At 71.2% G+C, this 11,267-nt stretch carries 9 protein-coding genes; 3 read left to right on the top strand and 6 right to left on the bottom strand.

Annotation, left to right across the window (positions count from 1 at the left end):
• Positions 1-5: 5 nt before the first annotated feature.
• The 6 genes from RR3_RS07855 to RR3_RS07830 form a co-directional block, all read right to left on the bottom strand.
• Entirely contained in the window at positions 6-1,457 is a 1,452-nt protein-coding gene (locus RR3_RS07855) for a vWA domain-containing protein (protein WP_017680311.1), read from the bottom strand.
• A 1-nt stretch (position 1,458) separates the two neighbouring features.
• Positions 1,459-2,340 (bottom strand): AAA family ATPase, encoded by an 882-nt coding sequence (locus RR3_RS07850; RefSeq protein WP_003937011.1) that lies wholly within the window; start codon positions 2,338-2,340, stop codon positions 1,459-1,461.
• Positions 2,341-2,406: 66 nt separating this feature from the next.
• Positions 2,407-3,711, bottom strand: coding sequence for a glutamate-5-semialdehyde dehydrogenase (locus tag RR3_RS07845; protein ID WP_010594225.1), 1,305 nt, complete (start codon positions 3,709-3,711; stop codon positions 2,407-2,409).
• Positions 3,712-3,741: 30 nt separating this feature from the next.
• Positions 3,742-4,848, bottom strand: a complete 1,107-nt coding sequence (locus RR3_RS07840; protein ID WP_026137648.1) for a D-alanine--D-alanine ligase family protein — start codon at positions 4,846-4,848, stop codon at positions 3,742-3,744.
• 49 nt (positions 4,849-4,897) lie between these two features.
• Positions 4,898-6,019 (bottom strand): cystathionine gamma-lyase, encoded by a 1,122-nt coding sequence (locus RR3_RS07835; RefSeq protein WP_026137647.1) that lies wholly within the window; start codon positions 6,017-6,019, stop codon positions 4,898-4,900.
• 4 nt (positions 6,020-6,023) lie between these two features.
• Positions 6,024-7,022, bottom strand: coding sequence for an NAD(P)H-dependent glycerol-3-phosphate dehydrogenase (locus tag RR3_RS07830; RefSeq protein WP_010594222.1), 999 nt, complete (start codon positions 7,020-7,022; stop codon positions 6,024-6,026).
• Positions 7,023-7,138: 116 nt separating this feature from the next.
• On the opposite strand from RR3_RS07830, the gene cofC reads away from it, so the two are divergent.
• From cofC to RR3_RS07815, 3 genes are read left to right on the top strand one after another with little or no spacing between them, the layout of a single operon-like run.
• Complete coding sequence (gene cofC, locus RR3_RS07825; protein WP_017680310.1) at positions 7,139-7,864, top strand: 2-phospho-L-lactate guanylyltransferase; 726 nt, start codon at positions 7,139-7,141, stop codon at positions 7,862-7,864.
• Between the two features lie 50 nt (positions 7,865-7,914).
• Positions 7,915-10,131 (top strand): RNA degradosome polyphosphate kinase, encoded by a 2,217-nt coding sequence (locus RR3_RS07820; protein WP_017680309.1) that lies wholly within the window; start codon positions 7,915-7,917, stop codon positions 10,129-10,131.
• An 8-nt stretch (positions 10,132-10,139) separates the two neighbouring features.
• Positions 10,140-11,078, top strand: coding sequence for an NUDIX hydrolase (locus tag RR3_RS07815; protein WP_010594219.1), 939 nt, complete (start codon positions 10,140-10,142; stop codon positions 11,076-11,078).
• Positions 11,079-11,267 lie beyond the last annotated feature (189 nt).

Raw genomic sequence — 11,267 nt, 5'->3', positions numbered from 1 at the left:
CGGGTTCACACCGGCAGCAGGGCCGCCACCACCTGCGCGAGCTGCTGTGCGGACCGGCACTCGTGCATCGTGATCACCTCGCGGTACACCTCGGCCGCCGAATCTCCGGCTCCCCATTGGCCGCGTGGTTCCGGATTGAGCCAGTGGGCGTGCCGGGCAACGGCCACCAGGTGTTCGAGCGCGGCGAGGTTGGGATCGCGATAGTTGGTCCGTGCGTCGCCGAGCACGAGCAGTGAGCTGCGGCTGGTGAGGCTGTGCGCGTACCGCTCGGTGAACACGCCGAGCGCGTGACCGTAGTCGGAGTGGCCGTCGTAGGCGATCAGCTCGGCCTCACGCAGCATCCGCGACATGGCGACCCCGAGATCCGCGCCGGCGGAGAAGTGGTGAGTGACCTCGTCGGTGCTGTCGATGAACGCGAACACCCGGACGCGGGAGAACTGCTCGCGCAAGGCGTGCACGAGCAGCAGCGTGAAGTGGGAGAAGCCGGCGACCGATCCGGAGACGTCGCACAGCACCACGAGCTCCGGACGGGCGGGGCGTGGCTTGCGATTGACGAGGTCGATGGGCACTCCGCCGGTGGACATCGACTTGCGCAGGGTCCGGCGCAGGTCGATCGCCCCCGCGCGGGCCCGTCGCCGGCGCGCGGCGAGCCGGCTCGCGAGCAGCCGCGCCAGCGGGGTGACGCTGCGGCGCAGCGCGGTGAGCTCGGCGTCGGTGGCTCGCAGGAAGTCGACCTCCTCGGCCAGTCTGGGCACCCCGTACGTGGCGACGCGGTCGCGTCCGACCTGTTCGGCGGTGCGGCGCCGCGTCTCGCGTTCGACCATCGCCCGGAAGTCCGCCACCCGGCGCGCTGCCGTGCGGCGGGCCACCTCGGTGGCGTACTCGGTGTCCTGAGCCCGCTCCTCGGGACCGGCATTGCCGAGCAGTCCCTCGAGGATCTTCGACACCAGTGTCTCGGGCGAGACCTGGCGCAGGGCCTGGTACGCCGAGAACGACGACTTGTCACCCGAGGTGTACTGGCCCAGTTCCTCGACGATCTGCGCGGTCAGCAACTCGACGAGCTCGAACGCCTCGGCGGAGTCGTCGGCGAGCATCTCGGCGATCAGGTCCCGCAGCGCCTCGAAATCGATCTCGCCGTCCGGGGTGCGTGGCAGCGTCGGATCGATCCCGCCGGCCTCGCGGCGTCCCACCGCTGCCGGGAACCACAGGTCGAACAGGGCGTCGAAGGTCGGCCGATGGGTGGGCCGGCGCAGCAGAGCGCACGCCAGCCCCTCGCGCAGGGCGTCGCGGTCGAGCAGGTCGAGCACCGAGATGACCCGGCCGGCGTCGACGGTCTCCGACGGTCCTACGGGGATGCCGCGGCGGCGCAGCGCCTCGACGAACCCGACGAGGTGGCCGGGCAGCCCGTGCGGCGCCGACGGCCCGTGGTCCCGCAGCGGCGGGCGTGCCCCGGCCATGTCAGTTCAACCGCAGCTCGGCCGCGGCCCGCAGCTGATCGGACTGGTGTTTGAGGATCACGCCGAGCGTGGCCCGGACCGCCGCGTCGTCGAGGGTGTCCAGGCCCAGGGCGAGCAGTGTGCGGCCCCAGTCGATCGTCTCCGCCACCGACGGCAGCTTCTTGAGCTGCATGCCGCGCAGCACCCGGACCGTGCGGACGAGCTGCTCGGCGACCGCCTCCGGCAGCTCCGGAACCCGGCTCGCCAGGATGCGGCGCTCGAGGTCGGCATCGGGAAAGTCGAGATGCAGGAACAGGCAGCGTCGCTTGAGGGCCTCGGACAACTCGCGGGTCGCGTTCGAGGTGAGCACGGTGAAGGGCTTGCGGGTGGCGCTGATGGTGCCGAGTTCGGGCACGGTGACCGCGAAGTCGCTGAGCACCTCGAGCAGCAGACCCTCGATCTCCACGTCGGCCTTGTCGACCTCGTCGACGAGCAGCACCGTCGGGTCCTCCCGGCGGATGGCCGTCAGCAGCGGGCGCGGCAGAAGGAATTCCTCGGAGAACACATCCTGCTTGGTCGCGTCCCAGGAGTGGTCGGTACCGGCCTGGATCCGCAGGATCTGCTTGGCGTGGTTCCACTCGTAGAGCGCCCGCGACTCGTCGACCCCCTCGTAGCACTGCAGCCGCACCAGCTCGGCGCCGGAGGTCTGCGCCACCGCCCGGGCCAGCTCGGTCTTGCCCACCCCGGCGGGGCCTTCGATGAGCAGCGGCTTGCCGAGGCGATCGGCGAGGAACACCGCGGTGGCGGTGGCCTTGTCGGCGAGGTATCCCGTCTCGGCGAGGCGGTCGATCACCTCGTCGACGTCGGCGAAGATCGGCGGGGTGGTCGGCAGCGCACGGTCCACGCTGTGTCCTTTCGTCGGGGCAGGCCGGTCGGGGTGCGGGGTCTCGTCGACGCCGTCGGGCCGACCTCAGGCCGGCCGGGTGTGGCCGTCGCCCCAGACCACCCACTTGGTGGAGGTGAGTTCCGGCAGTCCCATCGGGCCGCGGGCGTGCAGCTTCTGGGTGGAGATGCCGATCTCGGCGCCGAACCCGAACTGCTCGCCGTCGGTGAACGCCGTCGAAGCGTTGACCATGACGGCTGCGGCATCGACCCGCGCGGAGAACTCACGGGCCGCGGCGAGGTCGGAGGTGACGATGGCCTCGGTGTGCCCGGTGCCGTACCGGTCGATGTGCGCGACGGCCGCGTCCAGGTCGTCGACGACGGCGAGCGCGACGTCGAGGCTCAGGTACTCGTCGGCCCAGTCCGATTCGGTGGCCGGTTCGAGGCCGGGCAGGTCGCCGTGCACGGTGACGCCGTGGCTGCGCAGTACCTGCAGCAGCCGGGGCACGACGTCGTCGGCGACGGCCTTGTCCACCAGGATCGTCTCGGCGGTGTTGCACACGCTGGGCCGGCGGGTCTTGGCGTTGACCACGATCTTCTCGGCCATCTCCGGATCGGCCGACGCATGCACGTACACGTGGCAGTTGCCCACGCCCGTCTCGATGGTGGGCACGGTGGCGTCGCGGACGACGGCGGAGATCAGGCCGGCGCCGCCACGAGGGATGACGACGTCGACGAGTCCGCGGGCCTGGATGAGGTGCGTGACCGAGGATCGGTCCGCGCTCGGCAGCAGTTGCACGGCGTCCTCCGGCAGTTCCTGCGTGGCGAGGGCGCCGCGCAGGGCCTCGACGAGCGCCGCGTTGGAACGGGCGGCGGACGACGACCCGCGCAGCAGGGCCGCGTTGCCGGACTTGAGGGCCAGCCCGAAGGCGTCGACGGTCACGTTCGGCCGGGCCTCGTACACCATCCCGACGACGCCGAGCGGCACCCGCATCTGCCGGATCTCGAGGCCGTTGGGCAGGGTCGAGCCGCGGACGACCTCGCCGATCGGGTCGGGCAGCCCCGCGACCTGGCGCAACCCCGCCGCAATGCCCTCGACCCGGGCCTGGGTGAGACGGAGCCGGTCGAGGAGGGATTCCTCGGTGCCTGCCGCGCGGGCGGTCTCGATGTCCTCGGCGTTGGCAGCGAGCACCGCGTCGGACGCGGCGAGCACGGCGTCCGCCGCGGCGTGCAGGGCGGCGTCCTTCTGCGCGGTGGTGAGCAGGGCGAGCCGGCGGGAGGCGACGCGGGCGCGACGGGCCGCGGCGTGCACGGCCTCGCGGGTGTCCCCGGCGCCGGTCGCCCGGACGTCCCCGGAAACGGTCGCAGATGAGTCAGGGGTCACGGCAGTCATGGCCTCCAGACTAGTCCGCGTCCGGACGGCTCAGCGCAGCCCGGTCCCCCGGGCCAGGGCGGTGTCGACCAGGGTGGAGAGCAACGTGCGGTACTCGAGGCCGCTGGCCTCCCACATGCGCGGGTACATCGAGATCGACGTGAACCCGGGCATGGTGTTGATCTCGTTGATCACCGGCCCGTCCTCCGTGACGAAGAAGTCGACCCGGGACAGGCCCTGGCAGTCGAGGGCGCGGAAGGCGCGGACCGCGAGGTCCCGGATCCGGTCGGAGACGTCGTCGTCGAGCTTGGCGGGCACGTCGAACTCGCACACGTCGTCGAGGTACTTGGTGTCGAAGTCGTAGAACGCCTCGTGATCGCCGGACGGGTCGGGCATCCGGATCTCGGCGACGACGCTGGCGCGCACGTCGCCGTCGGGGAACTCCAGTACACCGCATTCGACCTCGCGGCCGACGATCGCGGATTCGACGATCACCTTCGGGTCGTGCCGGCGAGCCTTGTCGATCGCCGCATCGAGCGCCGCCCAGTCGGCGACACGGCTGATCCCGATGGAGGATCCGCCGCGGGCGGGCTTGACGAACACGGGGAGGCCGAGACGCTGCTTCTGCTGCTCGGTGACGGTCGCGGTGCCGGGCCGCAGCACGACCTGGAATCCGACGGGCAGACCCTCCGCGGCCAGCAACTTCTTGGTGAACTCCTTGTCCATCCCGGCGGCGCTGGCGAGGACGCCCGGTCCCACGTACGGGACGCCGGCGAGTTCGAGCAGCCCCTGGATGGTGCCGTCCTCGCCATAGGCGCCGTGCAGCACGGGGAACACGACGTCGACGGAGGCGAGGACCTTGCCGAACTCGCCCTCGGCGAGGGCGACGATGTCACCGGCCCGGGTGGGATCGGCGGTGAGCACCAGCGCCGAACCGTCCGCGTCGACGGTCGGCAGTTCGCGGCCCGCCTTGGCGAGCCGTTCCGGGTCCGAGTCGGCGAGCACCCAGGCGCCGTCGGTGGTGATACCGATCGGGACGGCCTCGTAGCGTTGCGGGTCGAGGTGGCGCAGGATGCTGCCTGCCGAAACGCAGGAGACGGAGTGCTCGTTGCTGCGGCCACCGAAGACGACGGCCACCCGGATTCGGGGTGTGCTCACGGCACAAACCGTACCGGTGCCGCCCGCCCGGCCGGTATCCGAGTCCTGCTCAGCGCCGGGCGAGCGCACGGTCGAGATCGTCGAGCAGGTCGGCGGTGTCCTCGATCCCGCAGGACAACCGCACGAAGCCGGGCGGTACGGGATCACCCCAGCGGGCACGCCGGTCCGCGGTGGTGTGGATGCCCCCGAAACTGGTCGCGGCGGTGACGAGCTCGCTCACCGCGACGAACCGGTGGAACTGCTGCTCGTCGTCGAGCCGGAACGTCACCAGCGGCCCGAACCGGCGCATCTGCGCCGCGGCGACGGGGTGCGCGGGATCGTCGTCCAGACCGGGGTATCGGACGCCACCGACCGCGGGATGCTCACGCAGCATCGTGGCCACGGCGAGCGCGTTGGCGCACTGCCGGTCGAAGCGCAACCCGGCGGTGCCCAGGCTGCGGTGTGCCAGCCACGTCTCGAACGGACCGAGGACGGTGCCGGAGAGCAGGCGCTCGCGGTCGAGGGGTGGCACGAGTGCGCCGTCGGCCACGGCGAGGTACCCCATCAGCAGATCGCTGTGCCCGCTGAGCGATTTCGTGCCGCTGGCGACGACGACGTCCGCGCCCAGCGCGAGTGGCTGCTGCCCCAGCGGGGTGGCGGTGGTGTTGTCCACCACGAGCAGGGCGCCTGCGGTCCGGCACAGTGCCGCGGTGGCGCGCAGGTCGACGACGTCCAGTCCCGGGTTGGACGGGGTCTCGGCGAGCACGAGCGCGCCCGCACCGGCACCGGCGAGGACCGCGCGTAGACCTCCGTCGCCGAACTGGGCGCAGGTGAGTTCGTGAACCGTGATGCCGAGGGGTTCGAGGCATTCGCGCGCGTAGGCCCGCACCTGGTAGTACCCGTCGGCGGGGACGACGACGGTGCCGCCGCCCCGGCTCAGCGACCGCAGCGCGACGGTGACCGCCGACATTCCGGATCCGACGACCCGGGCTGCCGCCGCGCCCTCGAGCGCGGCCAGCGCGGATTCGAGGGCCCGCCAGCCCGGATGGGAGGCGCGGGCGTAGGTGTCGGTTTCGGTGCCCTCCGCCCCGAGCTGGTAGGGGGCCGCGAGAACCGGGCCGGGTTGCAGCGGCTCCCCCGGCACATGTTCGGCGGCAACAGCTTTCACGCAACGCGTCGAGTCCCCCGGCACGCCCTCACTCCGGCTTGACTCGACGGCCGAGGAGCAGTCCGATCGCCTCGGGCACCGACATGCCCTCGTAGCAGACGCGGTGCACGGCGTCGGTGAGCGGCATCTCCACGTCGTAACTGGCCGCCAGCGCCCGGACGGAGGTGCACGACTTGACCCCCTCGGCCACCTGGCCGTGGGTGGCCTCCTGCGCACTCTCGAGTGTCCCTCCCCGTCCCAGCCGCTCGCCGAACGACCGGTTGCGCGACAGGGGCGAGGTGCACGTGGCCACGAGGTCGCCCACGCCGGCGAGTCCGGCCAGCGTGGCCGGCTTGGCGCCGAGGGCAGTTCCCAGCCGCGTGATCTCGGCCAGGCCGCGAGTGATGATGGAGGCGACGGTGTTGTCACCGAGTCCGACCCCGGCCGCCATGCCGCACGCGAGGGCGATGACGTTCTTGCACGCGCCACCGATCTCGCAGCCGATCACGTCCGTATTCGTATACGGCCTGAAATAACCAGTGGCACATGCTCTTTGAATCTCGAGAGCGCGAGTGGAGTCGGAGCATGCGATCACCGTGGCGGCGGGCTGCCGATCGGCGATCTCACGGGCGAGATTCGGTCCGGACAGCACCGCGATGCGGTCGTGCTCGGCGCCGGTCACCTGAGCGATCACCTGGCTCATCCGCATGAGGGTGCCGCTCTCGATACCCTTCGCCAGGCTCAACAGGGTCGCGTCGGGACCGATGTCGTCGCGCCACGCCCCGAGATTCGCGCGCAACGTCTGCGACGGCACCGCGAGGACGAGGAAGTCCACTCCGTCGAGAGCGACGCGATGATCCGCGGTGGCGCGCACCGTGGCGGGCAGTTCGACGCCGGGCAGGTAGTCCGGGTTCTCGTGCCGGGTGGCGATGGCCTCGGCCACCTCCGCACGCCGCGCCCAGATCGTCACGTCCGTTCCGGCCTCCGCCAGCACCTTGGCGAAGGCCGTCCCCCACGACCCCGCTCCCAACACCGCAGCCTTGCTCACGCAGTCCCCTTACTCGTGTCCGATCCCGTCCGCAGACCAGCGCCGCGGCTGCTCCAGTATCGCCCACCGCCCGCGCCCGCGACCGCCGTCGCCGCCGACTGGCAGAATCGACGACCATGACCACCGCGCACGCGCTGATTCCCGTCAAGGCCCTCGGCCTGGCGAAGTCGCGGCTCGCGCACGTCCTCGACCCCGGCGACCGAGCCGCCCTGGTGCTCGCGATGCTCGCCGACACCCTGCACGCGGCGCTGGCGGTCGAGGGGCTCGCCGTCACCGTCATCACCACCGACGCCGACGTCGCCGCGCTCGCCCTCGGCGCGGGCGCGCACACACTCGCCGATCCCCCGGCGGCTTGCACGGCCGGCGCATCCGTCGATCCCGCCCCCGTCGATCCCGCCTCCGTCGATCCCGCCTCCGTCGATCCACTGAACGCAGCGCTCGCCGCCGCCGCCCACCGGGTGCGCTGCCGCGAGCCGGGCGTGGATCTGATCGCGCTGCACGCGGACCTGCCGGCGCTGCGGCCCGCCGAGTTGTCCGCGGCGCTGTCCGCGGCACGCGAGGCCGGCCGGGCGGTCGTCGTGGACCACACCGGCACCGGCACCTCGGCGCTGCTGCACTGCACGCCCGGACCCCTCGTCCCGCTGTTCGGTCCCGATTCGGCGCACCGTCACGTGCGGGCGGGCGCCCGCCCCCTACCCGGGGACTGGCCCGGGCTGCGGCTCGACGTCGACACCGTCGCCGACCTCGAGGCCGCGACGGTGCAGGGCGTCGGGCCCGCGACGGCGTCGGCGCTCGGACGGATCGGATGGCCGATGCCTGTTCGTCATCCCGACTTCGGGTGACGGACGCCGACGGATTGTCCGCCGTTCCGAAACTGAGGGATGATCGACGTGTGAAACACGGCGATTCCACGGACCAGCGCATCGACACCGACCCTCCCGGGTTCGCCGGGGCATCCGGCGACGGAGGAGGCGGCCTCGACGGTGCGACCGCTACCCGTTCGGCCTCGGCGCCGAGCGCCCCGCCCGCCGCCACGACGCTGCAGGCCGTCGCCGACGGTCTGCCCCCGGACCGCTACCTCAACCGCGAACTGAGCTGGCTCGACTTCAACGCGCGGGTGCTCGCGCTGGCCGAGGACACGTCGCTGCCGCTGCTCGAACGCGCCAAGTTCCTCGCCATCTTCGCTTCGAATCTCGACGAGTTCTACATGGTGCGCGTCGCCGGCCTCAAGCGTCGCGCCGAGACCGGCTTGTCGGTCCGCTCCGCCGACGGGCTGTCGCCACGAGCGCAACTCGCGCTCATCGCGCGCAGCACCCAGGAGATCGCGCGCCGCCACGCCCTCGTCTTCCTCGACTCGGTCCTGCCCGCTCTGACTGCCGAAGGCATTTCGATCATCCGGTGGGACGATCTGGCGGACGACGAGAAGCAGCGCCTGACCGCTCACTTCGCCGAGCAGGTGTTCCCGGTTCTGACCCCGCTCGCGGTCGATCCGGCGCACCCGTTCCCGTACATCAGCGGGCTGAGCCTCAACCTCGCTGTCACCGTGAAGGATCGCCAGTCCGCCGGCGAGCACTTCGCTCGGGTCAAGGTGCCCGACAACGTCGATCGCTTCGTGCGGGTCCGGCGGGACGGCTCACCGGACGAGATCGACGCATTCCTTCCGCTCGAAGAACTCATCGCGGCACACCTCGACGTGCTGTTCCCGGGGATGGAGATCGTCGAGCACCACGCCTTCCGGGTCACCCGCAACGCCGACTTCGAGGTCGAGGAGGACCGCGACGAGGACCTCCTGCAGGCACTCGAGCGGGAACTCGCCCGTCGCCGTTTCGGTTCCCCGGTGCGCCTCGAGGTCGCCGACGACATGACCGAGCACATGCTCGAACTGTTGCTGCGCGAGTTGGACGTCGATCCCGCCGACGTGGTGCAGCTGCCGGGACTGCTGGACCTGTCGAGTCTGTGGCAGGTGCACGACGTCGACCGGCCCGATCTGAAGGACCGGCCGTTCGTGCCGGCCACCCACCCCGCTTTCGGCGAGCGCGAGACCCCCAAGAGCGTGTTCTCGACGCTGCGCGAGGGCGACGTGCTGGTGCACCACCCCTACGATTCCTTCTCCACCAGCGTGCAGCGGTTCATCGAGCAGGCCGCAGCCGACAGCCAGGTGCTCGCCATCAAGCAGACCCTCTACCGCACCTCGGGCGACTCCCCCATCGTCAACGCGTTGATCGCCGCGGCGGAGGCCGGCAAGCAGGTGGTGGCGCTGGTGGAGATCAAGGCACGCTTCGACGAACAGGCGAACATCAAGTGGGCCCGCAAGCTGGAGCAGGCCGGCGTGCACGTGGTGTACGGCCTGGTGGGTCTCAAGACCCACTGCAAGACGTGCCTCGTGGTCCGCCGCGAGGGCTCGCTCATCCGCCGCTACTGCCACATCGGCACCGGCAACTACAACCCGAAGACTGCGCGTCTGTACGAGGATGTCGGTCTGCTCACCGCGGCACCGGAGATCGGCGCGGACCTGACCGACCTGTTCAACACTCTCACCGGGTACTCGCGGAAGGCGAAGTACCGCAACCTGCTCGTCGCCCCGCACGGCGTGCGGTCGGGCATCATCGAACGGATCGACACCGAGATCGAGCACCACCAGGCCGGACGCGACGCCGGGATCCGCCTGAAGGCCAATGCGCTCGTCGACGAACAGGTCATCGACGCGCTGTACCGTGCCTCCCGCGCCGGGGTACCGGTCGAGATCGTCGTGCGCGGCATCTGCGCGCTCAAGCCCGGAGTGCCGGGGCTCAGTGAGAACATCACGGTGCGATCCATTCTCGGAAGATTCCTGGAGCATTCGCGCGTCCTGCATTTCCGGGCGGCCGACGAGATCTGGATCGGCAGCGCAGACATGATGCATCGCAACCTCGACCGCCGGGTGGAGGTGATGGCCCAGGTGAAGGATCCCCGGCTGGCTGCGCAACTCGACTCGATCTTCGAGTCGGCGCTCGATCCGGCGACCCGGTGCTGGACGTTGCGGGCCGACGGCACCTGGCTCGCGTCGCCGGCACCGGGAACCGCCGCCCGCGACCACCAAGAAGAGCTCATGCGCAGCCGCAGCTCCTGATCGGAAGGATGTCGGTGTCCCCCGTTTCCGACAACGCAATGCGAGCCAACATCTTCGCCGCCGGGGCCGTCCTGTGGCGAAGGAACCCGACCGCCCGGAACCGTATCGAGATCGCCGTCGTGCACCGGCCGCGCTACGACGACTGGTCCTTCCCCAAGGGCAAGCTCGATCCCGGCGAGACTCCCGTCGTCGCCGCCGTACGCGAGATCGAGGAGGAGACCGGGATTTCCGCGCGCCTCGGCCGGTCTCTCGGCAAGGTCACCTACCCGGTTCCGGGTCACCGGAAGCTCAAGCGAGTGGACTACTGGGCCGCCGCGGCATGCAGCGGCCGGTTCGTCCCGAACGACGAGGTCGACGAACTGCGCTGGCTCGCACCCGACGACGCCTACGCGGCCCTGTCGTACCCGATGGACCATACGGTGCTGCGGCGCTTCCAGGCCCTGCCGCCGGACACGGCGACGGTGCTGATCGTGCGGCACGCGAAGGCCGGCAGCCGCAAGAACCACCGCGGCGACGATCGGGACCGGCCCCTCGACGCGGCGGGCCGCGCCCAGGCCCAGGCCCTCGTGCCTCAACTGCTCGCGTTCGGCGCCGACAGCGTGGTCGCCGCGGACCGGGCGCGCTGTGTGCAGACGGTGCAACCGCTCGCGGACCGGCTCGGGGTCGAGGTCGCCGTCGAGCCCTCCCTGACGGAGGAGGAATACGGCGCCGATCCGCAACTCGGACGCAAGCGGGCACTCGAGCTCGCCCAGCGCGGTGGCGTGCCGGTGATCTGCAGCCAGGGCAAGGTGATTCCGGACCTCGTGCGATGGTGGGCCGAGCACGACGGGGTGGTCGCGCCGAACACGCGTAACCGGAAGGGCAGCACCTGGGTCCTGTCGCTGGCCGGCGACCGGCTCGTCGCAGTGGACCACATCGACAGCCCACTGCCCCCCGGCGCCGCCTGAACGCACGTCGGCGGCCATCGGGGGAGATCTCCCCCGATGGCCGCCGAACGGACGGGACCCGGGCGGTAGCGCCGCTCTCGGCGGCGCCCCTTCTCGGCGACGGTCTTCCGGACCCGCGCCGTGCCGGAACTGCTACTTCTTGGCGGCGGCCTTGCGGGCCGGTGCCTTCTTGGCCGCCGTGGTCTTCTT

Origin of the sequence: Rhodococcus ruber NBRC 15591, from assembly GCF_001894945.1 — a bacterium.
GTDB classification, from domain to species: Bacteria; Actinomycetota; Actinomycetes; order Mycobacteriales; family Mycobacteriaceae; genus Rhodococcus; species Rhodococcus ruber.
This window is presented reverse-complemented; position numbering and strand designations above follow the sequence as displayed.